This is a genomic window from Hymenobacter antarcticus (assembly GCF_039539545.1).
Classification (GTDB): Bacteria; Bacteroidota; Bacteroidia; order Cytophagales; family Hymenobacteraceae; genus Hymenobacter; species Hymenobacter antarcticus.
In genome coordinates this window covers 147,448-171,410 of record NZ_BAABDI010000002.1, presented here as the reverse complement: position 1 = coordinate 171,410, position 23,963 = coordinate 147,448, and the positions used below count along the sequence as shown (strand labels likewise).

At 62.6% G+C, this 23,963-nt stretch carries 21 protein-coding genes; 5 read left to right on the top strand and 16 right to left on the bottom strand.

The features are described 5' to 3' along the window. Positions 1-84 precede the first annotated feature (84 nt). The 8 genes from ABD819_RS02630 to ABD819_RS02595 form a co-directional block, all read right to left on the bottom strand. Positions 85-882 (bottom strand): rhodanese-like domain-containing protein, encoded by a 798-nt coding sequence (locus tag ABD819_RS02630; protein WP_345120673.1) that lies wholly within the window; start codon positions 880-882, stop codon positions 85-87. 156 nt (positions 883-1,038) lie between these two features. Next, on the bottom strand, positions 1,039-3,162 hold the full coding sequence (gene ligA / locus ABD819_RS02625; RefSeq protein WP_345120671.1) for an NAD-dependent DNA ligase LigA: 2,124 nt from the start codon (positions 3,160-3,162) through the stop codon (positions 1,039-1,041). A gap of 149 nt (positions 3,163-3,311) precedes the next feature. Then, positions 3,312-3,926 carry a DUF4920 domain-containing protein gene (locus tag ABD819_RS02620; RefSeq protein ID WP_345120669.1) on the bottom strand — a complete coding sequence of 205 codons (615 nt, stop codon included), beginning with the start codon at positions 3,924-3,926 and terminating at the stop codon, positions 3,312-3,314. A gap of 91 nt (positions 3,927-4,017) precedes the next feature. After that, positions 4,018-4,626: a hypothetical protein gene (locus ABD819_RS02615; RefSeq protein ID WP_345120667.1), complete on the bottom strand. Its 609-nt coding sequence runs from the start codon at positions 4,624-4,626 to the stop codon at positions 4,018-4,020. A 172-nt stretch (positions 4,627-4,798) separates the two neighbouring features. Beyond that, a complete protein-coding gene (locus ABD819_RS02610; RefSeq protein WP_345120665.1) occupies positions 4,799-5,527 on the bottom strand; it encodes a hypothetical protein in 729 nt (242 codons plus the stop codon). Next, on the bottom strand, positions 5,524-7,359 hold the full coding sequence (locus tag ABD819_RS02605) for a S8 family serine peptidase (protein WP_345120663.1): 1,836 nt from the start codon (positions 7,357-7,359) through the stop codon (positions 5,524-5,526). The genes ABD819_RS02610 and ABD819_RS02605 overlap by 4 nt, the downstream gene beginning before the upstream one ends. A 55-nt stretch (positions 7,360-7,414) precedes the next feature. Further along, a complete protein-coding gene (locus tag ABD819_RS02600) occupies positions 7,415-8,857 on the bottom strand; it encodes a M28 family peptidase (protein ID WP_345120661.1) in 1,443 nt (480 codons plus the stop codon). Positions 8,858-9,110: 253 nt separating this feature from the next. Continuing rightward, on the bottom strand, positions 9,111-9,722 hold the full coding sequence (locus ABD819_RS02595) for a histidine phosphatase family protein (RefSeq protein ID WP_345120659.1): 612 nt from the start codon (positions 9,720-9,722) through the stop codon (positions 9,111-9,113). Positions 9,723-9,923: 201 nt separating this feature from the next. Between ABD819_RS02595 and ABD819_RS02590 the strand changes: the two genes are divergently transcribed. The 3 genes from ABD819_RS02590 (at position 9,924) to ABD819_RS02580 (ending at position 12,315) form a co-directional block, all read left to right on the top strand. Then, on the top strand, positions 9,924-10,604 hold the full coding sequence (locus tag ABD819_RS02590; RefSeq protein ID WP_345120657.1) for a response regulator transcription factor: 681 nt from the start codon (positions 9,924-9,926) through the stop codon (positions 10,602-10,604). Between the two features lie 109 nt (positions 10,605-10,713). Continuing rightward, positions 10,714-12,105, top strand: a complete 1,392-nt coding sequence (locus ABD819_RS02585; RefSeq protein ID WP_345120655.1) for a sensor histidine kinase — start codon at positions 10,714-10,716, stop codon at positions 12,103-12,105. 24 nt (positions 12,106-12,129) lie between these two features. Then, the gene (locus tag ABD819_RS02580; RefSeq protein WP_345120653.1) at positions 12,130-12,315 is read left to right on the top strand and encodes a hypothetical protein; all 186 of its coding nucleotides are present in this window, start codon (positions 12,130-12,132) and stop codon (positions 12,313-12,315) included. A 111-nt stretch (positions 12,316-12,426) separates the two neighbouring features. Here the strand turns inward: ABD819_RS02580 and surE are convergent, their stop codons facing one another. Then, on the bottom strand, positions 12,427-13,293 hold the full coding sequence (surE, locus tag ABD819_RS02575) for a 5'/3'-nucleotidase SurE (RefSeq protein ID WP_345120651.1): 867 nt from the start codon (positions 13,291-13,293) through the stop codon (positions 12,427-12,429). Positions 13,294-13,564: 271 nt separating this feature from the next. On the opposite strand from surE, the gene ABD819_RS02570 reads away from it, so the two are divergent. Continuing rightward, positions 13,565-15,331 (top strand): M14 family metallopeptidase, encoded by a 1,767-nt coding sequence (locus ABD819_RS02570; protein WP_345120649.1) that lies wholly within the window; start codon positions 13,565-13,567, stop codon positions 15,329-15,331. Between the two features lie 409 nt (positions 15,332-15,740). Here the strand turns inward: ABD819_RS02570 and ABD819_RS02565 are convergent, their stop codons facing one another. From ABD819_RS02565 to ABD819_RS02550, 4 genes are all read right to left on the bottom strand, one after another. Beyond that, positions 15,741-16,259 carry a hypothetical protein gene (locus ABD819_RS02565; RefSeq protein WP_345120647.1) on the bottom strand — a complete coding sequence of 173 codons (519 nt, stop codon included), beginning with the start codon at positions 16,257-16,259 and terminating at the stop codon, positions 15,741-15,743. Between the two features lie 357 nt (positions 16,260-16,616). Then, on the bottom strand, positions 16,617-16,838 hold the full coding sequence (locus tag ABD819_RS02560; RefSeq protein ID WP_345120645.1) for a hypothetical protein: 222 nt from the start codon (positions 16,836-16,838) through the stop codon (positions 16,617-16,619). Between the two features lie 6 nt (positions 16,839-16,844). Beyond that, complete coding sequence (locus ABD819_RS02555; protein WP_345120643.1) at positions 16,845-18,392, bottom strand: sigma 54-interacting transcriptional regulator; 1,548 nt, start codon at positions 18,390-18,392, stop codon at positions 16,845-16,847. A 130-nt stretch (positions 18,393-18,522) separates the two neighbouring features. After that, positions 18,523-19,629, bottom strand: a complete 1,107-nt coding sequence (locus ABD819_RS02550; protein ID WP_345120641.1) for a vWA domain-containing protein — start codon at positions 19,627-19,629, stop codon at positions 18,523-18,525. A gap of 162 nt (positions 19,630-19,791) precedes the next feature. On the opposite strand from ABD819_RS02550, the gene ABD819_RS02545 reads away from it, so the two are divergent. Then, positions 19,792-20,073, top strand: a complete 282-nt coding sequence (locus ABD819_RS02545) for a DUF427 domain-containing protein (RefSeq protein WP_345120639.1) — start codon at positions 19,792-19,794, stop codon at positions 20,071-20,073. A 115-nt stretch (positions 20,074-20,188) separates the two neighbouring features. Here the strand turns inward: ABD819_RS02545 and ABD819_RS02540 are convergent, their stop codons facing one another. The 3 genes from ABD819_RS02540 to ABD819_RS02530 all read right to left on the bottom strand — a co-directional run bounded on the left by ABD819_RS02540 (position 20,189) and on the right by ABD819_RS02530 (position 23,955). Then, the gene (locus ABD819_RS02540; RefSeq protein WP_345120637.1) at positions 20,189-21,154 is read right to left on the bottom strand and encodes an acyl-ACP desaturase; all 966 of its coding nucleotides are present in this window, start codon (positions 21,152-21,154) and stop codon (positions 20,189-20,191) included. A 148-nt stretch (positions 21,155-21,302) separates the two neighbouring features. Continuing rightward, on the bottom strand, positions 21,303-22,973 hold the full coding sequence (locus ABD819_RS02535; RefSeq protein WP_345120635.1) for a hypothetical protein: 1,671 nt from the start codon (positions 22,971-22,973) through the stop codon (positions 21,303-21,305). A 124-nt stretch (positions 22,974-23,097) separates the two neighbouring features. Then, the gene (locus tag ABD819_RS02530) at positions 23,098-23,955 is read right to left on the bottom strand and encodes a phytanoyl-CoA dioxygenase family protein (protein WP_345120633.1); all 858 of its coding nucleotides are present in this window, start codon (positions 23,953-23,955) and stop codon (positions 23,098-23,100) included. Positions 23,956-23,963: the final 8 nt, after the last annotated feature.

Below are 23,963 nucleotides of genomic sequence, written 5' to 3'. Positions count from 1 at the left end.
TTCGGCCGAGGCTCTGTCTGAGCTTGCAGAAGATGAGTCGATTAGCTTATGAACGACTTACTGCCGACAGCTAGTGGTGGGGGCTTACTTGACGCCGGCCGCTTTCAGGTCCGGATAGCTACCCGCATTCACGACGTTGGTAATGCCTAGCTTCTGCATCAGAACCGCGGCCCGGCCACTGCGGTTGCCGCTGGCGCAGTAGAGTACGTAGCGGACTTTGGGGTCCAGCTTGCTGAGCTGCTGGCTGAAATCGAGAGCCCGGAAGTTGATATTCCGGGCACGCAGCAAGTGGCCGGCGGCATATTCTTCGGGGGTGCGCACATCGAGCACGGTGGCTTGCGGGTCGGCCAGGAGCCTGGTGGCCGTGGCAATATCAACCGCCAGCAGGGATGCGCCGGTTTCGGCCGTAGCCGGGCTGCTGGCCGGCACCTGATGCACCACCACTACAAACGGGTAGTCGCCCTTCATCTGGCTGTAAATCGTGGCGTCGAAGTCGGGGCCCTGGTAGCGCACGGCCTCGCAGCCGGGGCAGGTAACGGGCTGCGCGGTGAGTTTGCGGCTTTTGAGTTCGCTGCGCAGGTCGCGCACGCAAGCCGCCACGGTGGTTTTGAGCACCACGTCCTGGCCCGGCCGCTGCGGGCGCAACGACAGGCGGGCGGCGGGAATAGAGCTGCCATCCGGCCCGGGCAGCGTCCAGCTTACTTCCCGCGAAGTGGCCGTTGGGCCCACGAAGGTCCAGTCGGCCGAAAGACGGGCCGTCACCACTTGTGGCACCGTCAGAGCGGTCGGCTCGGCCCCGATGGCCAACAGCTCCGACAGCTCCGGACACTGCGCCTGGGCCGACAACGGCAACGAAGCCACTCCTCCGCAGAGGACTAGCATTAACAATAAATTACAACGCATGGGTGGGATAATATAGGACAAAGGTCGGTATTTCAGTCAATAGACAAAAACTCTACCACCTTTAATGCATCCTTACCAGACAAATATTCCACCCATCCTTCCCAACAGGCCCGAACGGCAGTTTTGTACGGGCCTTTAAAACAGCAAACCCTGCTGGCCCGGCCCGGCAGCGGGCGGGGCAGGCGGCCGCAGCGCCTCCTCCTCCGGGGCCATTTCAGGGCTCCGCACTTCGTCGGGCGCTGGCAGCAGGGCCATCAGGTCGGTTTCGGAGATGATGGGCACCTTGAAGCCGAGGGCCTTTTCGCGCTTGGCCGGGCCCATGTTCTCGCCGGCCACCAGGTAGCTCAGCTTTTTGCTGATGGAGCCCGTGATTTTGCCGCCGTTTGAAATAATGAGCTGTTGCAGCTCGTCGCGGCTGTGCTGCTCAAACACGCCCGAAAGAACAAACGTGAGACCGGCGAGCCGGTCGGAGGCCGGCACGGGGGCTTCGCCCGTCACTTCGAGCTGCACGCCCGCCTGGCGCAGCCGCTCAATCAGCTGCCGGTTTTCGGGCTGCTGAAACCAGTGCGCGGCGGCCACGGCAATCACGCCGCCCACCTCGGGCACGGCGGCCATTTCCTCAGCCGAAGCCACCATTAGGGCATCAATGCCGCGGTAGTGAGCGGCCAGTTTCTGGGCCACAGTTTCGCCCACGTACCGGATGCCCATCCCAAACAGCACCCGCGGAAACGGTACCTGCCTACTGGCCTCAATGCCGGTAATCAGGTTATCAATACTCTTCTCCCCGAGGCGCTCCAGCGTCACCAGCTCGGGCCGGCGGGCGGGCAGGTCGTAGATATCGGCCGGGGTTTTCACCATTCCCAGCTCAAAAAAACGCCCCACGGTTTCGGCCCCCAATCCGTCGATGTTCAGCGCCTTGCGCGAAACGTAATGCTCCAGCCGGGCCCTGAGCTGCGGCGGGCAGCCCCGCTCGTTGGGGCAGCGGAAATGGGCCTCGCCCTCGGGCCGCACCAGCGGCGTGCCACAGGCCGGGCAGGCCGTCGGGTACTGAATGGGAGTGGCCCCGGCCGGCCGGGCATCCAGGTCCACGCCGGTTATTTTGGGAATGATTTCGCCGCCTTTCTCCACGAATACCAGGTCGCCCAGGCGCAGGTCGAGGGCTTCTATCTGATTGGCGTTGTGCAGGGTGGCACGCTTTACCACGGTGCCGGCCAGGGGCACGGGCGTGAGCACGGCCACCGGCGTCACCGCTCCGGTGCGGCCCACGTTGTAGAGCACTTCGTTGAGACGGGTGCGCGCGGCCTCGGCGGGGTACTTGTAGGCAATTGCCCAGCGCGGGCTTTTGGCGGTGTAGCCCAGCTGGTCCTGCTGGCGCAGGTTGTCGACTTTGATGACGATGCCATCGGTAGCCACGGGCAGGTCGAAGCGCTTTTTGGCCCAGTAATGTACGAAATCGAGCACTTCGCTGATAGTGGCAGCCCGCCGCCAGGTGTCCGACACCGGCAAGCCATAGCGGGTCAGGGCCTCCAGGGCGGCGCTGTGGCTGGCGAAGTGGCGGCCCGGCGTGAGCAGCGAGTAGGCATAGAAACGCAGCTTACGGGCCGCCACCTGGGCCGAATTCTGCAGCTTGAGGGTGCCGCTGGCCGCGTTGCGGGGGTTGGCCAGCAGGGCCTCGCCGTTCTGCTCGCGCTCGGCATTCAGCTCCTCAAACACGGGCAGCGGCAGGAATACCTCGCCGCGCACCTCGAAATCTTCGGGCCGGTTGTCGCCGGGGCGCAGGGCCAGCGGCAGGGTCTTGATGGTGCGCACGTTGGCCGTCACCACGTCGCCACGGGTGCCATCGCCGCGCGTCACGCCCTGGGTGAGCTGGCCGTGCTCGTAGCGCAGGCTCATGGCCACGCCGTCGATTTTCAGCTCGCACACATACGAATACGGCGCGCCTTCCAGACCTTTTTGCACCCGCTCATCGAACTCGCGCAGGTCGTCTTCCGAGTACGTATTGCCCAGGCTGAGCATGGGGTAGCGGTGGTCGGCCGTCGGAAACTGCTTGGTGATGGTGCCGCCCACGCGCCGGGTAGGCGAGTTGGGCAGGGCCAGGTCGGGATGCTCAGCTTCGAGCTGCTGCAATTCGGCCAGCAGCTGGTCGAACTCCTGGTCCGATATCTCCGAGATATCGCGCTGGTAGTATTGGTAGTTGAGGTGGTGGAGCTGCTCGGTGAGGGCCTGAATGCGTTGCAGCGTGGCGGAAGTATCGGACATCGGGAAGTGGTCAATAATCGGTAGTCAATACCAAAAGAACGTCATGCTGAGCTTGTCGAAGCATCTCTACCGCAATACTACATCTGATTAGTAGCGCGGCAGAGATGCTTCGACAAGCTCAGCATGACGTTCTGTTTTTTCAGGCGGCCTTACTTCTGCACCAGCACGCCGTCGGCCAGGAAGTTCAGCTCCTGCTTGGGCTGGGTGATGGCGGCGATTTCGTTTTCGGGCTTGCCGGCATCGCGCAGGTAGTGCTGCTGGTCGGCCACGCTCACCGTTTCGCGGTAGGCCCAGCCACTCACCACCACGTCGTGGCCGCTGAGGTCTTTGGGCACGAAAAAGGCGTAATCCCGGAAGCGGACGCGCATCTGCTGGCCATCGGCGGTGGGCAGGGTCATCCAGCAGCCTTTGGCCTGGCACACGGCCGAGGCTTTGGCCACCAGCTTCACCTGGGCCGAATCGCGGGTGCCGAGGGCGGCGTTGAGGGCACTCATGGGCACGGCACCGGCGGGCGTTACGGCGGTGCCGTAGGTTTGGCCGGGGGTGGCGGGCGCGATACTCGAGCTGGATTTTACGTTGGCCTCCCCGGCTTCTTCCTCCTCCTTCATTTCGGTGTCCGCGGCCGTGGGTATTTCAGAATTATGGCCATTCACCTCTTTCTGCGGGCCAATGGGCAGCACCGGGTTAATGGGAGCCGTGGGCATGAAGCGAATCAGCAACAAAATGGCGACCAGTACGCCGGCAAAAGAGAGTAAATATTTCATGACTTGGGAGTTGATATAAAGCGTGAGCACTGGCTCGGACCGGTGAGTAGTTCACCTCACCGGCTCAATCGACCAATGAGCTGGTGTCGGTTTATTGCGTGATAACCACAGTTTTGCGCTGCTTGCGGTCGTAGGCCATCCGGCGCTCCGAGCCACCGGCACCGGTGTAGTCGAACCCCACGGTGCTGGGGTCGGCACGCAGCGTCGACCAGCTTTTAGCATCGACTTCGGCGGGCTGCTCGGCCCCGGCCGGAATGGCCGGCTGCGTAAAGTGAGCCGGCGCGAAAAAGGTATTCATACCCTGAAGAATGGCAATTTCCTGTTCGCGCACGCTCGATGCCTGGGTGGCGTCGCTGAGCAAGGCGCGGGCGGGCATCACCTCGTGGCGCAGGGTATCGCCGGTGCTGCTGGTCACGATGAGGTGGGCCTGAGCGGTGAGCACGCGCGGGCCACGCAGCTGCAGCACGAAGTTGTCCTGGGTGTCCGGATTAGAAAAAGCGTGCGTGGCGCTCACGGTATTGAGCACGGTTTTGCTGTTTACGCGGGTGCGGTCGCCGGCCACGGGCGGCGTGTAAGTAGCGCGCGGGTCGACGGTTGAGGTACTCACTTCGCGCTCCGTGCTCACGCAGGAAGCCAGATTGAGGGAAAGCGCGGCGGCCAGCACTACCGAACGGGAAATTTGAAGAGACGCTATTTTCATGTAATCAGACCCGATATTAATGGAGTTTGGACAAACAAAGGTAAGAAGAGAACATACGGCCGTACCTAACCGGCCTTTATTTCCGACGCAAGGAGGCCTGAGCCGCGCCGCGCAATTTCTACGGCAAAGGCGAGGCCGGGGGTTTACTCAGCCTGGATTTTTAGCCAACTGCCTAAAACAACCCGATTTCCAGGCCCACCACCCAGCGCGGCAGCTCGGGCCAGGCCACATAGGCCGGTCCGAACGCCGGCGACAAGCGGTAGCGGGCGGCCAGCGCATAGCGGTCGATGCCGAGGCGAGTGCCTACGTTACCGGTCCAGCGGCGCAGGTAGGGCAGGCCATATTCGGTGGTCTCGACGCGGCTGATGCCGGGGGCGGGCGCATCCTCGGTGACGTGCCGGGTGGCGGCCACCCAGCTGCCACCGGCCAGCAAATCAACGTAGCGGCCCACCGAATTGCCCCGGCGGCCGGCATTCAGGCGCAGGCTGATTTCGGAATAGATTTGGTGCAGCCCCAGCCCTTCGCGGCGGTGCAGCGCGGGGGTAGGAATGCGTTTTTGGCCGTTTTGCTCCAGCTCGTAGCGTAGGTAGCTATACCCCAAATCGAGGTTGACGGCCACCGTCTGGCTGAAACGCATTTTGAAACGGCCGCCGCCGCGCACCTCCGCCGAGGCTCCGCCGTAGTGAACTGCGGCCCCCGTGCCGGCCGGGCCGGCCACCAGCCCATAGCCCAGGTAGACGTGCCCAAAGTAGCGCCGGTTCGGGCCGAAGGTCGTCTTCACGGTGTCGTCGGCCACGTTGGCCTGCACCAGCACTTGCTGGCCCCGAGCGGTGGAAATACTACCCAGCAGCAGCCCACACCACAAGCCGGCCAACTTGTTGCAGTTCAATAAACAGCTCATTCTGAATAAGTACCAGTATACCCCTTAAAGTAAACCCGCAATACTTCCCCCTGCCGCACCAGGCGGCGCGGCACCTGCAATACCAGGCGTTGCGACACGGCCCGGGTCTCGTAGCGGTGCAGCACGCCACGGCGGTCGGTCAGGTTCCAGTAGAGGTAGGCGGGGTAATTGGGTTCGGGCAACGACGCCAGCGGCGCGGGGCGCGGGGCGCCGTGCTGCTCGTGGCCCACGTCTGGCACTGGCCCATTCCCCACGGCTTTGACATCGGCCGGAGTGGCGACGGCCGTGGCGGCAATGGTGAAAGTGGCTTCGCCCTGCTCAACCACCAGGGGCAGCTGCTCGGCGGGCCGCAGGGCGGCTTCGGTCCGAATGACGACGGCCACGAGGCTGTCGTGCGGCACGAAGTCGAATGTTGGCGCGAGGGCGGCCGGGGCGGTTGGGCTGGTAGTGAACTGGGCGAAACGCGGCCGGCCATAGCCGTGGGCATAATCAAAATACGGGTACAGCTCCGCCGATTTTTCCAGCGCCCGGAAAAGCTGCATGGCCGTGAGCTCGCGGTGCTGCTGCCACAGACAGGCCGCGAAGCCCGCCACCAGCGGCGCAGAAAACGAGGTACCCTCCAGCCGCTCGTAGCCCGAGGGCGTGGTGGTGAGCACGATGCCGAAAGCGGCCAGGTTGGGCTTGGGCCGCCGGTCGGCCGTGGGGCCAAAGGAGCTGAAATCAACATGCAAACCGGTTTCAGGGTCGAGGCCGCCAATGGCGAGCACGGAATCGGCATCGGCGGGCGTCCCGATGCGCACCCAGTCGTTGTCGCCATCGTTGCCGGCGGCGCTTACTACCAGTATGCCCTTGCGCACGGCCAGGTTGGCGGCCCGGGCAATGAGGCTGCGGTGGCCATCCATCTGCTCGGGAAAGTAGCGCTGCTCGGTGTAGGCCAGCGAGGAGTTGATGATGTCGGCCCCGAGGCGGTCGGCCCATTCCGCGGCGGCCAGCCAGGCTTCTTCCTCGGCGTAGCGCTCGCGGTGCAGCTGCTCGGTACGGGCCAGCAGGTACTCGGCCGCCGGGGCCAGGCCCAGCGCGGGGCCGGGGCCGCCGCCCAGCGTGGTGGGCAGGCGGCCAGCCAGGCAACCCATGACCTCGGTGCCGTGGCTGCCGCCGTGAAATACGTCATCGCGGTTGCGCAGAAAATCATGGGTAGCCACGATGCGCTTACCGACCATCAGCTCCTGAAACGCCGGATGCCCGGGCAGGCCTTTGAAGCCCACATCGAACACGGCAATGCGCAGGCCGCGCCCCTCCAGGCCCGCCGCCCGCAGGGCCGGACCGTCGAGGTGGGCGGTCTGGCGGCGGGCCAGCAGGTAGTCGTTGGCCGAAATGGGCTTGGGGGCGGCGGTGAGGGGATGAGGTGGTGAGGGGATGAGCTGATGCCTGGCCACCCCGCCGCCGGCCAGCGGCCACACGGCAACCGCTGCCACGCCGGGCAGGCCTCGCAGCGCGGCGGCTTGCGCGGGCGTGGCCCGGCAGGCCACGGCATTGAACCAGCGGCTGACCAGCGTAACGGTATCGACCCGCGCCGCGATGGCGGCCACGTAATCCGAACGCACGGGCAGGTCGGTGGCCTCAAACGCCGGCAGGTGCTGGCGGACCCGACGCGTCCGCGCCGCCGCCGAAAAATAGCGGGCCGCGTCGAAGCCGACGCCGCGCTTGTCGCGCAGCGTCACCCAGTAGCGGGTCGCCGGCGGCTCGGCCTGAACCTGAGCCTGAGCCTGGCAGAAATCAGGCGCAGCCCAGCATAAGATTCCCGCAAAGAAGCTGAGCCAGATTTTTTGCAAACTGCTTATTGGGAATGGATGAAAAATACCTTTCAAACCAAATGGCTGAGCCCTACTACAGGCCGTATTTGCTGAGCAGGTAAATCAGCGCGGCCATGCTGGCCCCGCCCAGCTCCAGCTCGCGGCGGTTTACCTTATCGAACGTATCGGCGGCGGTGTGGTGGATGTCGAAGTAGCGTTGCGAGTCGCAATCGTAGCCGATGAGGGCCTTGGGATGCACGGCGGCCTGCAGGGGCTCGATGTCGGTACCGCCGTGGCCGACGGAGATATCGGCGGCGTGGTAGGGCTTTAGTAGCGGAGCCCAGCGGGCGAGTTTGCTCACGGTGGCAGGGTCAGCCTCCACGCTGAAGCCCCGGGGCGTAAAGCCCCCGCCGTCCGACTCGATGGCGGCGAGGTGGGTTTCCTTGTTCTGGGCGGCCAGGCGGGCGTATTCGTTACCGCCGCGGGTGCCGTTTTCCTCATTCATGAAGAGCACGGCCCGCACCGTACGCTCGGGCCGGAAGCCGGCGACACGCAGCAGGCGCAGGGCCTCGATGCTTTGCACGCAGCCGGTGCCGTCGTCGTGGGCACCCTGGCCGAGGTCCCAGGAATCGAGGTGGCCGCCCACGGTGATGATTTCCTGCGGGAATTTGCTGCCTTTGATTTCGCCCACCACGTTGTAGCTTTTCTCCTCGGGCAGGGTGATGCACTCCATTTCGAGCTCAAACTGCAGGTCGGGGTTAGCTTTTAGCAGCTGGCTGAGCTGGTCGGCGGCATTGGTGCTGAGGGCCGCACCGGGCACTTTGGCCACACCCTCGGCGTAGGCCATGGCCCCGGTGTGGGGGTTGTCGTCGCGGGCGCTGGTGAGCGAGCGCACCAACGCGCCCACGGCCCCGCGCCGGGCGGCCTCAATGGCCCCGCTGCGGCGCTGGTCGCCGGCCCGGCCGTAGGCCTGGCCGGGTTCGATGAGCGCATCGTCGAAAGGCCGGTTGTAAAACACGAACTTACCTTTCACGGCCGCGTCGGGCAGGGCTTTCAGCTCCTCAAAGCTGTGTACTTCCACCACGCCGGCCTTCAGCTTGCCGCCGGTGCCGATGGAACCACCCAGAGCGCACACCGGCACCCGGATGCCTTTGTCCTTATTGCCAATGATTTCGCCGCGCTCCCTGCTGCCGCGCACCCAGTGCGGCACCATCACCTCCTGAAGATACACGCGGTCGAAACCGGCTTTTTCCATGGTGGCTTTGCCCCACTCCACGGCCATTTGAGCCTGGGGCGAGCCCGACAGGCGCGGCCCGATGGTGCCGGTGAGGTAGCGGAGGTTGTCGTAGCTCTCGCCGCGCAGCAGGGCTTCGTCGAAGATTTTGCGCAGGGCCAGCGAATCCGTCCGGTCGGCTTTGGTCGCGGCGGCCGGCGTGGCGGCTTTGCTCTTCTTGCGGGTTTGGGCCTGCGCGGCGGGCGCGCTCAGCACCAGCGCGGCACCGGCGCAAATCAGTAATTTCTTAACGTGAAATGGCATAGGGCAATAAGCAGAATAACCCGGCGAAAGGTGCCAGACCGAGCGAAAGTACGGCTACGCGACCGGACCGGGCACCCGAGCCCGCACTTTAGCGGCTATTCGTGGCAGCCGTTGGCCGAGTACCCCGAATTTTCAATTCGGCCCGGGCGCGCATCCCGAAACACCCGTTCTGACAAACCCCACGGGCCGAATTGAAAATTCGGGGTACTTGGCCAACGGCTTCCCCCTGTTTGCTCGTCCGCAGCCGGCGGTGCTAGCGGGGCATGGCCACGTTTGCCGGAGCTTTGGCCACGACTGGCTTCCGACGCTCGGCGCCGTAGCCGCGCATGTCTACCGTGGGCAGGGCCCCCTCAACCAAGCGCACCGTGAAGAGGTAATCATACTCATTATCACCAATTTCCTCAATGGGCGGGGTAGCACCAAAATCATCGATGAGCGAGAGCACCGTATTGGAATGGCCCACGATGACCACCGTTTTGCCGGCGTATTCTTTGTTGATGCGGTCGGCCAGGTCGCGGCCCCGGCCCGGGTCGTATACCTGCGACTCCATTTTCAGGGCTTCGGCCAGGGGGGCGAGCGTGGCGCGGGTGCGCGTGGTGTTGGTGGTGAACAAAGCGGCCGGCTGGCGGCGCAGCAGCAGCTGGCGCAGGGCCTGGGCCCGCACCTGCCCCACCGCCGAAAGGGTGGGGTCAGCGGGGTTGGCGGTGGTATCCTTTTCGGCATGGCGCACGATGTACACGGTGGTCACGACGGGCTTGGTCTTGATTTTCGTCTTGACTTTGGTGGGTTCCTGAGCGGCGGCGCTGCCGATGGTGGCGACCAGAACAACCAGCCAAATCAAGTGTAGGAGAATGCGTGTTTTCATAACAATTAGAAAGTGGAGAGCGGAAAAATCCGAACTGAAAAGTACGAAACAAACCAGAGAGGGCGCGGGCAGGCGGAGCATCTTCATGTGTTGTTCAGGCAATGGTGCCGTATGTTGTAGCTAAGTTGCCGGCTCCAGACTTCACTTTGAAGCCTCTTTTTCAGCCCTCAAATCGATTTCACCGTTCAGCCTCCCCTACTCATGCACGTTCTGCTCATCGAAGACGAAAAAAGTCTGCACCAGGAAATGCGCCAGTTTCTGGTGCAGGCCCAGTACCTGGTCGATTCGGCCTTTACCTATGCCGAAGCCTCCGAAAAGCTGTATGTGAGCAGCTACGACTTCGTGCTGCTCGACCTGGGCCTGCCCGGCGGCGATGGCCTCGACCTGCTCCGCGAAGCCCGGCTGAATGAGAGCCAGGAGGCTTCGTTCATCATCCTCACGGCCCGTGGTGCCCTCGACGACCGCATTCGCGGCCTCGACCTGGGGGCCGACGACTACCTGCCCAAGCCGTTTTCGCTGCTCGAGCTCACCAGCCGGATGCAGGCCATCACGCGCCGCAAGTTCAACCTGAAGCGGCCCGAAATCAGCTTCGGCCAGGGCTTTAGCATGGACCCCAACGCCCGCATCGTGCGCTATGAGGGCCAGGAAGTGCCCCTTACCAAAAAGGAATTCGACCTGCTGCACTACCTGCTGCTGCATCGGGGCCGGGTGCTCACGCGCCTGCAGCTCGGCGAGCATCTGTGGGGTAATGTGCTGGAAGATGACTCCGACTCGAACTACATTGACGTCCACATCAAGAACGTGCGCAAGAAGCTGGCCCAGTTTGCCCCGGCCGATTTTCTGGAAACCGTGCGCGGCATCGGGTACCGGGCGGCGGAGTAGTCTCAATGAGTGAATGAGCGAATGAGCGAATGGGTGAATGATTCAAAATGAGTCAGTCAGACACCCCCATTCGCTCATTCACCCATTCACTCATTCACTCACTATCAAGATGCGTCTCGAAGCCAAGCTGGCCCTGTTCAATGCCCTGTCCAAGCTGCTGCTGGTGCTGCTGGGGGCGCTGGTGATTCCGCCCATCGTGCAGCGCGTGGCCGTGGCGCACACCGACCAGCGCCTGCGCGACAAACAGCGGCGGGCGCTGGCCCTCATTGCCCGCGACGGTCTGGAGGCGTTCGAGCGCGACGAGCGGGCCGAAACTTACGCCGACTACAACATCTTCAAACAGGAATACATCACCCTGACTCAGCTGCCGGCCGGTACGCCCCTGCCCCCCGAGCGCATTTTTGAGGAGCCCCGGCAGGTGGATGAGCAGGTAGAGGACTTCCGTATTCTGAGCTTCGCGCGGCCGCCCAGCGCCGTGGGGCAGCCGGCCTACCGGCTCGAAATCGGGTCGTCGCTCGATACCGTGGAGCTGCTCACGGCCACTCTCCGCCGGCTGGCGCTGTGGGTGCTGGTGGCCGCCTCGCTGCTCACCGTGGTTACTGATGGGGCCTTTGCCCACTACCTGCTCCGGCCCTTGCGCGAGCTTGTTGCCCGCAAGCTGCGGGGCATTCGGCAGCCTTCCGATTTTCAGTTTGAGCTCATTGATACTGACACCACTGACTTCCGACGCCTCGACGAACGGTTGAACGCCCTGATGCGGCAGGTGCAGTCGGCTTTTGCCAAGGAGCGGGAGTTTATGAGCAACGTCAGCCACGAGCTGCTCACGCCGGTCAGCATCCTGCAATCGCGCTTCGAGAACATGCTGCAGGACCCAACTTTGCCCGAGGCGCACGCCCGGCAGCTGGTCGAATCGCAGCGTACGCTCTACCGCCTGCGCAACACCGTGCGCACCCTGCTGCTCATCGCCAACATCGAGAATGAGCAGTACCTGCGCGATGAGCCCGTGCGCCTCTCCGACGTGGCGGCCGACGTGGCCGAGGAGCTCGACGACCGCCGCCAGCAGCGCGGCATCACCCTGGAAACCACCCTGACCGGCGACGATACCCGGCCCCGCGCCAATGCCAGCCTGCTGCACACGCTGTTGCGCAACCTGCTTTCCAATGCCATCAAATACAATCACGAGGGCGGCCACATTCGGGTAAGTGGCCAGGAGCTGCCCAACGGTGGCTACGTGCTGCGCGTGGCCGATACCGGCCCGGGCATCTCCGCCGACCACCTGCCCTACCTCTTCGACCGGTTTCGGCGCTTTCAAGGCAACGCGCCCGGCTCGCCCGAGGGCTACGGCCTGGGCCTGCCCATCGCCCAAACCATTGCCAGTTTCCACGGGGCCACGCTGCGGGCTGAGTCGGAGCTGGGCCAGGGGACCGTTTTCATCCTTGAATTCGGCCCCACGGCCGGAACTGTGCCGGGGTTCATGCCGCCTTCACAGGGGCTGTTCTAGCTTCGAATAATAAGTGAAGCTCCCGTGCATATTCTGCTGAAAATCCTGATTACCGGCCTGCTGGTTATGCTGGTGCTGGCCCTGGGCACCGAAGTAGTGGCCCTGCGCCGCGGGGCAATGGCTAGCGGGAAGCATCCCGCGCATCCGGTGGTGGTGCGAAAAGTGCTGAACCCGGCCGAGCGCCTCAAAACCGTGCGGCCGGTGAAGTGACTACGCTTTAATGGATGGTCATGCAGAGCGCAAAACGGTCGTACAAAGCATTCCGCCTAATAAGGCAAAATGCTTTGTACGACCGTTTTAAGTCAATGGCAGCGCGCCTGCCTAGCTTTGGGTGGCCGGGCCGTAATCGCCCGATGGCACGGGCTGGGGCGGAACGGCGGCAATGTTGGCTTCGGGCAGCGGCAGCTGCCAGTTGGCGCTGAGCTGGGCCAGGCCGTGAACGGCGGTGAGGTCGAACTGGCAGGGCACTACCGACACGTAGTTGTTGGCCAGGGCCCATTCATCGGTGTCGGTGCCGGCATCGAGGTTCACGAACGAGCCGATGAGCCAGTAGTACGGACGCTGATAGGGGTCGAAGCGGCGGTCGAACTCCTCCTGCCACTTGGCGCGGGCCTGGCGGCCCAGGCGCAGGCCGGCAATGGGCGTGGCCGAGTTCTTGGGAATATTCACGTTGAGAGCGGTGCCAGCGGGTATGCCGTGGTCGAGGGCGTGGCGGCACACCTGGGTCACCCATTCGGCTACGTGCGAGAAGTCGGCATTGGGGCCATATTCGCAGAGCGAGAAGCCCACGGCGGGCAGGCCCTCAATGGCGGCCTCGATGGCGGCCGACATGGTGCCCGAGTACAGCACGTTTACCGAGGCGTTGGAGCCGTGGTTGATGCCGGATACGACGAGGTCGGGCGTACGGTCTTTGAGCACGTAGTGCTTGGCGATTTTCACGCAGTCGGCCGGGGTGCCGGAGCACTCGTAGGCTTCGATATCAGGGCCGAAAACCAGGTTTTTGGTGAGGCGCAGGGCATTGCCGATGGTGATGGCGTGGCCCATGCCCGACTGCGGGGCATCGGGGGCTACCACCACTACTTCGGCTCCGAGCGCATGTACGATTTCGACCAGACGACGAATACCGGGGGCGGTGATGCCGTCGTCGTTGGAAACAAGAATGAGGGGGCGCGGGAGGGCAGCTTGCATAGAATGAGGGTTTGTCGGAGAAGAGGGCAAAGGTAAGCTGGCGGGCAACTCCCCTCCTTGTTTAAGGAGGGGAGTTTTTGCGCAGCAAAAACGGGGGTGGTGCAGTCGTTGAACGACACCCACAGGATTGATGCAAGCACGGCGCGGGTTTCGTACGGCCATCGTTCAACGAGGGCCACCACCCCCGTCCGCGCTTCGCGCGAACAACCCCTCCTTAAACAAGGAGGGGAGTTGGTCGTTCAACTGCCGCTCCCGCCGTTCTTTTGCATTCATGTTCTTCGTCCTACTCGCCTCACTCATGACCCTCGCTCCTACTCCACTGCCGGCTCCACCCCCCGCATGGCGCACACCTTTTGAAAACGACCCGGCCGGCAACACCACGGCCACCTATTCCGAGTGCATCGCCTACTACCAGAAGCTGGCCGCCGCCTACCCGCAGCACCTGCATCTGGCCGAGGCTGGCCCCACCGACGTGGGCCCGCCCCTGCACGAAGTAGTGCTGAGTACCGACGGCGACGCCGACCCGACCAGCACCCGTCAGAAAAACCGCCGCATCCTGTTCATCCAAAACGGCATTCACCCCGGCGAGCCGGAGGGCATCGACGCGAGCATGATGCTGGCCCGCGACCTGCTGCAACAGAAGTCGCTGGGGAAGCTGCTGGCGGGCGTCACGGTGGTCATCGTGCCGGTGTATAACATCGATGGGATGCTGAACCGCAACGCCACGACCCGCGTGAACCAGAACGGGCCGGACGCCTACGGCTTCCGGGGCAATGCGCGGCACCTCGATTTGAACCGCGACTACATCAAGCAGGAATCGCGCAATGCCCGCTCATTTGCGCAGCTTTTTCAGAAGTGGCAGCCGGATATTTTTGTCGAAACCCACACTTCCAACGGGGCCGACTACCAGTATACCATGACGCTCATTGCCACGCAGCACAGCAAGCTGGCCCCGGCGCTGGGCACGTATCTGCAAGGCCAGCTGCTGCCCGCGCTCTACAAGAGCATGGAGCAGAAGAAATGGCCCATGACGCCCTATGTGGACTTTGAAGGCCAAACACCCGAGAGTGGCCTGCGGGCGTTTCTCGAATCGCCGCGCTATTCCACCGGCTACGCGGCGCTGTTCAACACCATCGGCTTCATGCCCGAAACGCACATGCTGAAGGCCTTCGCGCCCCGCGTGCATTCGACCTATGACTTCCTGAAAACCATGCTCGAAACCGTAGGCCAGCAGTCGGCGGCGCTCGCCGCGGCCCGTGCCAAAGCCACCACCGACATGGCCGCCCAAACCACTTTCCCCCTGACCTGGGCGCTCGATGACAGCCAGCACGAAACCCTCCAGTTCCGGGGCTACGAAGGCCGCACCAAGCCCAGCGAGGTGAGCGGCCAGCCCCGCCTCTACTACGACCGCGCCGCGCCCTTTACCCGGCCCGTGAAATACTTCAACACCTTCAAAGCAACCACCACGGCCGCCCGGCCCACGGCCTACCTAATCCCCAAAGCCTGGGGCGAAGTAGTGGAAATCCTGCGCCGCAACGGGGCCACGCTGGAGCCGCTGGCCCACGACATAACCGTGCCGATTGAAGTGTATTACTTCGAGGAATTCAAGACCACTCCCAAGCCCTTTGAAGGCCACTACGTGCACAGCCAGGTGCGCCTGCAGACCCGCACCGAAACCACTACCTTCCACCAGGGCGACTTTGTGGTGTACCTCGATGCCGCCGCGCCCGCCCGCTATCTTATGGAAACGCTAGAGCCCCAGGCTACCGACTCCTTCTTCGCCTGGGGCTTCTTCGACAGCGTATTGCAGCAGAAAGAACATTTCTCCGATTACGTGTTCGAGGACTTGGCCGCCGACCTGCTGCGCCGCGACCCCAAGCTGCGGGAGCGCCTGGAGAAGCTGAAAGCCGCCAACGCCGCCTTCGCCACCAACGGCCCCGCGCAGCTGGAGTGGGTATACCTGAACTCGGCCTACCACGAGCCCGACCACAACCGCTACCCGGTGGCGCGCTGGCTGGGCACGGGTAATATCAAGTAGAAACGCATCCTTGCGTCTCGGCTTTGAGTAAGGACCGCACGTTCGATTAAGCCCCATAAAGGCCCCGCGCACCAGAGTGGTACGCGGGGCCTTTATGCAAAGACCGGTTTGCCCGAGGCCAGTGTCTGCCCCGCGGCACCGCAGCCGACCTGCGCCGCGTGAAAGAGGCCCTGACGGAGGCGCAGGGGTAGCATCTCTACATCGTTCAGCCTAGCCCCACTGGCGCGTGCCAGCAACGGCGTTCACGAAACTCATCCCGACGGGCCATTTCGTAAACGGGAAATCGTAGACGAGTTTCTTAAACTCCTCCGACTCTGTAGCGGCTCACTGAAACTTGGTGCCGGGTAACTGCTAGGAATTCATGGAAAGCAGAGTTTAGTAACGAGGAAGCGGACGCTTTTTTAGGAGTTTAGTCCTGCCGTTCCTGCTTGGTCAATCGTTGCAGCTGGTAGGCAGCGGCCTCCCGCAAAGGCAGGTTTCTGGAGCGGGCCAGCAGGACTAGTTTTGCCTTTGCGCTTTCGGTGCCAATGTCCCCGAGCGCCCAGGTGCACTGCACCGGCAGCCCGTCCGTCTCCTGGCCGCCCACCTCCGCAAACCGCAGGGCGGCGTGGTACAACGGCTCGACACTGGCCGGGTCGCGCAAGGCTTGCAGCCAGTGCACCAGGTTTTCGTGCATGTAATGCCAGTCTGCCAGGAGGAGCTCGACCAGAATGGCCGTCAGGCCCGCGGGTGCACCCGGCGCGAGGTGGCTAATCATCAGGGTGTAATCCACGTCGTCCGCGCTTTGCTGCTGATACGCCATGGTCAGCAGCTGCACCACATAGGCCGGCTGTTGCGCCAGGTTCACCGGGAATCGCCGCAGCAACTCGTCGGCGCTTATTTCCTGCCCCAGAAAAGCGTCAATCAGTAATCGTTCGGGTGGCGTCATAGGCGGCGCGGCGGTTGAAAATGACCTCGTCAGGGCAGCACCTCCTGCACCTGTCAACGAGAAAGACGGGTAGAAAGGGCCGATGCCTAGCGGCGCAAACCGTCCGCCGCCCAAGGTAACGTCTTTAAAAGGGTGCTAAACTAAACTGTAAAAATGTGTTCAGCCAAAAGGTGGGTTTTATTTACATCACCAAAACCTGCCGCCAACAAGTCGGGAACGAGTTTTGGTGATGCAAAAGCCCATTCCGACAAGTCGGGGACGGGTTCTAGTAGTTCAAAACCTGTTCCCGATAAGTCGGGAATGGCTTTCGGGTATTCAAAACCTGGCCCCGACTTGTTGGGGGCGGGTTCCGGTAGTTCAGCAAGCCAGGCCCGACGAAACGGGAGCAACCGCAGAATCGGCTTTTTTGGCAGCCTTCTTCTGGGTTTTGCGCGAATATTCGGCCGCCGCGAAATCAAAGAAGCGGTACACCTTCTCGGGCTGCTCAAACGTGAGTTCGAACTTGGCTTTGAGGCGGCAACACGCAAAAGCCCCGTCTACCGGCTTTCGGTAGACGGGGCTTTTGCGTGTTGTCGACACTTTTGATTACCGGCGGCGGCGGGGCTTCTCCTCCTCGTCCTCCTCGTCGTCATCCTCCCCAAAGGTGGGCATGGTGAACATCGACGAGAGCAAGTCCTTGAACTGCGCGCCCGAGGTGAGGCGGTTGCGCGAAATCAGGCTGTGCTCGGCCAAGCCGTGGAGCAGGAATTCCATCAGGAAATAGGTGTGCTCGGGCGTTTCGTTGGGGTGCAGCTCGGTTACGATGTCGCGCAGGCCAGGCACCAGGTCAAGCGCCTTTTTGTAGTCCTCCGTAGACGCATCGTGCAGCAAGTCCAGCGTGTGGCCGTTGCCGAACCACTCCTGAATGGCCTTGTAGGGAGAGGGGCGGTTCTTGAGCTTCTTGCTCTTGTCGGGGTCGGGGAAGTAGTTCAGGAACAGCGTGCGGATGGCCTTGCCCATGAGCTTCTCGGCCACGATGCCGGCTCCCTCCTGCTCGCCCTCGTACACCAGCTCCACTTTGCCCGTCACGGCAGGCACGGCCGAGATGAAGTCGCCCAGACGCACATAGGTATTGGCTTCGTCATTCACCAGCGCCCGGCGCTCGGCTCCGGCAATCACCTGCTCGTAGGCCGAGATGGTGAGGCGGGCCGACACGCCCGATTTGGCGTCCACGAACTCGGAGCCGCGGGCTTCCACGGCCACCTGCTCCACCAGGTCGTGGATAATTTCGTTGCTCGTCACCATGCCCTTCTGCTCGTCTTTGATGCGGGCTTCCTGCTTGGTGATGCGCTTGCCGATTTCAATGGATTTCGGGTAGTGCGTGATAATCTGCGCATCAATCCGGTCCTTGAGCGGCGTCACGATGCTGCCGCGGTTGGTGTAGTCCTCGGGGTTGGCCGTGAACACGAACTGAATATCCAGCGGCAGCCGCACCTTGAAACCGCGAATCTGAATGTCGCCTTCCTGCAGAATATTGAACAGCGACACCTGAATGCGGGCCTGCAAGTCGGGCAATTCGTTAATGACGAAAATACCCCGGTGCGCCCGCGGAATCAGCCCGAAGTGAATCACCCGCTCATCAGAATACGGCAGCTTCAGTGTGGCGGCTTTGATGGGGTCGGCGTCGCCGATGAGGTCGGCCACCGATACGTCGGGCGTGGCCAGCTTCTCGGTGTAGCGCTCGTCGCGGTGCATCCAGGCCACGGGCGTTTCGTCGCCGTGCTCGGCAATTAGGTTTTTGGCAAACACAGACAGCGGCTGCAGCGGGTCGTCGTTCAGCTCGGCCCCAGCCACCACGGGCATGTACTCATCGAGCAGGTTGATGAGCAGGCGCGCAATGCGGGTTTTAGCCTGGCCGCGCAGGCCCAGCAGGTTGATGTGGTGCCCGGCCAGAATGGCGCGCTGCAACTCGGGAATTACGGTTTCGTCGTAGCCGAAGATGCCGGGAAAAACGTCCTCTTTCAAGCGGAGCTTACGAATCAGGTTTTCCCGCAGCTCGGCTTTCACCGTGCGGGATTTGTAGCCAGATTTTTTCAGCTGGCCGAGGGTGGTGATGTGTTGCAAATGATTGGTTGGAAGCTGGTCGTGGGCCATGAATGGAGTTAATTGTCATCCTGAGCAGCGCGAAGGACCTTATCACGTCCGCGTTGTTCGCTATATGAGAGCCGACAAAAGCAACCGTGATAAGATGCTTCCTTCGCCAGCAGGGTATTAAGACAAAGATTTACAGCGTCTTGCGCCGATTTTTCTTATAATCCTCGAACACCAAGTGGCCCAGGCCCTGCAGGCCGCTGTAGTAGGCCTTGCCTTGGTTCACCTCGGTGAATTCCTCCACGAATTTCTGCAGATACGGGTCGGAGGTAATCATGAACGTGGTGATGGGGATTTTGACGCGGCGGGCGGCGGCGGCCAGGTTTAGGGTCTTGTTCACCACTTTGCGGTCTAGTCCGAAAGAGTTTTTGTAGTAGCCGCCGGGCTCTTTCAGGCAAGTGGGTTTGCCGTCGGTAATCATAAAAATCTGCTTGTTGGGCGTTTTGCGCTTGCGAAGCAGGTCCATGGCCAGCTCCAGGCCGGCCACGGTGTTGGTGTGGTAGGGCCCCACCTGCAGGTAGGGCAAGTCCTTGATTTCAATCTGCCAGGCATCGTTGCCAAACACGATGACGTCGAGGAAATCCTTGGGGTATTTCTGCTTCACGAGCTCGGCCAGGGCCATGGCTACTTTTTTGGCCGGCGTGATGCGGTCCTCGCCATAGAGAATCATGGAGTGCGAGATGTCAATCATCAGCACGGTACTGGTCTGGGACTTGTGCTCGTTTTCGCGCACTTCTAGGTCGCCTTCGGTCAGCATGAACTCATCGCCGTCCATGCCGTGGTTGAGTTGGGCATTGCGGATGGATTCGGTCATTTGAATCGACTCCAGCGAGTCGCCGAAGCGGAACTCGCGCAGGTCGGTGCTCTGCTCGTCGCCCTGGCCGGTGTGGGGCGTGCGGTGGTTGCCGGTGCTGCTCTTCTTGAGCTTGCCGAAAATCTCCTCCAACGCCGACTTACGGATGCCCTGCTCGGTTTTGGGGGTAATCTTGAATTCGCCCTTAGCTTGCTCATTCTCATCGATGTACCCCTTTTTCTTCAGGTCATCGATGAAATTGCCCATGCCGTAGTTGTCGTCGGTGAGGCCGTACTGCTTGTCTAGCTCATTGAGCCATTGCAGGGCCTCGCCCACGTCGCCGGAAGTGATGGTAACCAGCTGCATGAACAGCTTAAATAAGGATTCAAAGCCCTTTTCGGGCTGGTCTTCGGGTACAAAATCGCGGAATCGGAAGCCAACGGCCATAATATTCTTCTTTCAGGATAGGCTCGGAAAACAACAGCGGCGCGGGCAATGTTCATTTCGGAGTAGCGCGAAGCTCCAGCTTCGCGTCTAGGCCGGGCCAGCCGCCGGGCCCGGCTCATGTGCAACGAAACGCGAAGCTGGAGGTTCGCGCCACGCCCCACCATGAAAGCTATTTGGAATAACACCGTCGTTGCCGAGAGCAATGATACCGTAGTGGTCGAGAACAACCACTATTTCCCCGCCGACTCCATCAAAAAGGAGTTTTTTGAGGACAGCATCGCGCAGACTTCCTGCCCCTGGAAAGGCCGCGCCAGCTACTATTCGCTGAGCGTGAACGGCCAGCAAAACAAAGATGCCGCCTGGTACTACCCCGAGCCCAAAGACGCCGCCAACAACATCAAAGGCTACGTAGCCTTTTGGAAGGGCGTGAAAGTGGAGAACTAAACGCTGCCTAACTGGTAACTGGCAAGCGAAGCACCCGTTATTTCCTGGCATTGCCCACAAGCAAAAACGCCTGTTTTCCAATTGGAAAACAGGCGTTTTTTCGTTTCAACACTCCTCATGAAATCCACTTGAACTTGTATTCCAGCTTGGGCACAGGCATGCGGTCGGCCACGCGGCGGAGGCGGTTGGGCAGGGCCATGATGTAGTCGCGGGCCTTTTCAGCCTGGCCGGTGAGGCCACCAATCTTCTCAATTTTCCAGTCGTGGATGAGCGAATCGAGAATGTCGGTATAGTCGGAGCTGGTGTACACGCCCAGGCGCTGGGCGGCATCGGTGAAGTGGCCGAAAGTCTTGCCCATCTCGATGCCCATTTCGCGCATGTAGTGGGCCGGCATCACGATTTTCTTGCGCATCATGTCCTCGAAGGCCAGCATCATTTCGCTGGGGTCGACCTCAAAAATCTTCTCCACAAACGTCTTGTAAACGCGGGCGTGGCGGTTTTCATCACCGGCAATCATGCCGCAGATTTTCGAGAGCAGGTCGTCGCCGGCGGTGCGGGCCAGCTGGCCCACGCGGCGGTGCGAAATGTTGGTGGCCTGCTCCTGGTAGCTCGTATAGACGAAGGCGCGGTACGGGTCGTGGGCCGTGCCGAGGTCAAAACCGTCGTTGATAAGGTACTGGGTGCTCACTTCAAACTCGCGCATGTTTACGCGGCCTGACAGGTAGAGGTAGCGATTGAGCAGGTCGCCGTGGCGGTTTTCCTCGGCCGTCCAGCCCCGAATCCACTCGGCCCAGCCGTTGTCGCGGTCCCGGTTCAGGTTGTCGAGCTCGTGGAACCAGGCTTCGTAGTTGGGCAGGGCTTCCTCGGTGATGGTGTCGCCGATGAGCACGGCCAGCAGGTCGTAGCTAAGGTTGCCGGCGCGTTCGCGCAGTAATTTCACTTCATCAAAAAACGTTTCCTGGCGGGAGTCCGGCAGGTAGTCGGCGGGCTGCCAGCTGTCTTCCACGCTTTTAAGGAAGGTGCCCATATTCGATTTCAGGAAGCCTTCCATGTGCTGGAGGACTTCGCCGCGGGAGGTCATAGTGGAGGACGGGAGCATAGAGCGGGGTATAAAAGCGTGAGTAAGTAATGAAGAAACGCTTTTGTAGGGACAAAGGTCTGCGGTAGCGGTACGGAGCGGGGTATAAGATTATGGCATTATATGGCCAAACAGGTCGATTAGACCGCTACTACCGGGTTGGCACGGCCTGCACTCGGTACACGCGCACCGTAGAATCAGGGCCTGCCAGCAAGCGCCCGGCGCTGGGGTACAGAAGCAGCCGCGAGCCCTTATTAAAGCTGAACCGGCGGCTGAGCCAGGTGGCCGTTTCCGGGGTGAGCACCCAAAGTAGCTGGGACTGAGGACCGGCCGGCCCATGCCGCGCGAGGCGGCGCAGGCATTCGGTCTGGTCGGCGGTGCCGCTCAGGGCCTGGCGCAGGCGGGCCTGCGAGGCATCGTGCGAGGGCCAACCGGTGAGCTGCAGGACCGCGCCGGGGCCGGGGGCGTAAGTTTTAAAAGGCGAAAGGCTTTTCAGTAAATCATTGGTGCCGGCCATGATGCGGATTCGGCCAGCGCCGAGGCGATTGATGGTTTGCAGGGCTAGCTCGTGGCGGGCCTGCTCCTGCCCAAGCACCTGACGGCGGTGCCGGGTTTTGGCCCCGTAGAGCAGCAGAACCAGCGTGACCCCGGCAACCCAAAGCGGGTTCTGGCGGGCCCCATTGCGCCGGATAAGGCCCGATGGCGTATCAACCAGCACAAATGCCAGATTGGTCAGCAGCCAGAACAGCAGCAGCGGCAGCTCCAGCCGGGGCGGCAGCTTGAGCACTCCCGCAAAGAGTATAAACACACCCGCAAAGCCCAGCTGCACCAGCCAAAACCAAGCGGAGCGGCCACGATGGCGCAGCCACACAATGGCTGTAGCTAACAGGGCCAGCAGCAGCGGAAAGTAGTCGCGCACCAGCAACCCGGCACGCAGCGCCAACTTGGCCGGCACCTCGCGGCCCCAGAAATCGGGCGCATCAAAAACGTAGGCGCGGCGGCACAGGGCTTCATTTACGACGGTGGAGTCGCCCATCATCCAGAGGCCCACGGCGGCAGTGCCCAGGCTGTCGGCCGGGGTGCGGGGCCGCGGGCGCAGCTGGTCGAAATCCAGAATGCGGGCAAAATAGCCGTCGAGTACCTGGGTGTGGGTTTCGGCGGGAGTGCGAAGTAGCGCGGCGGTTCCGGTGGCCGCGGCCACTACCAAAGCCGCGCTCAGCAGCAGGGGCGCGGCGCGGCGCGGGCCACCGGCCAGCAGCAGCGCCGCCGGCAGCGCAGCCCCCAGACCCAATATGGCCAGACTGGGTCGCATCAGCCAGACGGCTCCCAGCCCGGCCAGCCCCAGCAGCAGCGGGGCCAACCGCCCCGGCCGTTGCGCAGCAAATAGTACCGAAGCTCCCGCCAGCAGCAATGCCACCCGCACGTAGCTGAACAGCAGCCAGTTTTCGAGTAGCGCCACCGCAAAAAAGCCTGCCAGAACCAATGCCAGCGGCCAGGGGCGCAGGTACGGCCGCAACAGCCGGTCGAGCACGGCCAGCAGCATTACTGTGGCAGCTGCCAGCAACGTGCTCAGCAGCAGCCCAAACCACGCCACCCCCGGCCAGATGGTATATGCCGCCGCCAGCACCCGCCCGAAGCCCCGGAAATACAGCGGCAGCGAAGTCACCGGTTTCAGGGCCAGCACGCCCGAAAACAGCCAGGCGATGGACGTGTCGTCGCTGGCCTCGTAATAGCTGCCCAGGCCCGCCACGGTAGCCAGCACCAGCCCGATGGGCAGCAGCACCACGCGGGCGAAAATGGCTAAACGGGAATGCTGCGGCACGAATAAGAGAAAGAATGATTGATTGAGCGAGCAGAACGTGTACCCCGAATTTCCAATTCGGCCGCCTAAACGCCTTTCGCATGAATCGTTCGGGCGGCCGAATTGGAAATTCGGGGTACACGTTCTAGCCCTGCTGTGCCCAGAACCGCATTTCCAACGAAACCCGGGTGGCATCGTCGTTCAGGTTGGCGGCGGCTCCGTGCAGCAAATAGGGCGAGAACACCAGCACTTCGTCGGGACCAGGATTGGGCCGAATGATTTGCAGGGGCCGCACCGGGCGCAGCACCCCCGGCACCGTGTAGGGCACGCCGTGATAAATGGCCCCGCCTTCGGTCCGCTCCACCGTGTTTTCGGGCCAGTGGTGGCTGCCGGGCACCAGGGTGAGCGACGAGCGCGCCGTGCTGCCGGCCACGGGCAGGTAAATATTCAGCGCATCGTGGTAGCGGGGCAGCCAGGCGTCGCGGTGCAAGGGGTTCTGGTCGGCCCGGTTGGGCCGCACGATGCGCAGGTGAAACACCGCCTCCCGGGCGTGCGGGTTGTGCGCGCGCACCGGCTGGCCACAGGCCGCGCTCACCAAATCTTCGAGCAGCGCCGGGGCAATGGGCAGGCGGCTGAGGTCGTAGGACTTGGTTTGGGCGATAACGGCCAGGTGGCGGGCCGGGTCGTCGCCAACGATGTGGTGGTACTGGGTTATGTCGAAATCAGCGGCCACGGCGCAGCCCGCGGCGCGTAGGGCGGCGCGCAACAGCTCGGCCAGCCCGGCTTGCAGCACCTGCTGAGCGGGCGCGGGCAGGCCCGGCACCACGGCGTAGCCGGCTTCGGCCCACGCGGCGCGGGCCGTGAGGTCGTGGGCCTGGGCCAGGAGCACCTGCTCATCGGTGGGGGCTTTAGCGGCTCCTTCTACCTGGTAGGCCACGCGCTGCCCGTTGAGGTCGAGCTGGTTGAAGGGTTCGGCAGCGGCCGATGGGTCGGGAGGGGTCATGAGGCAGC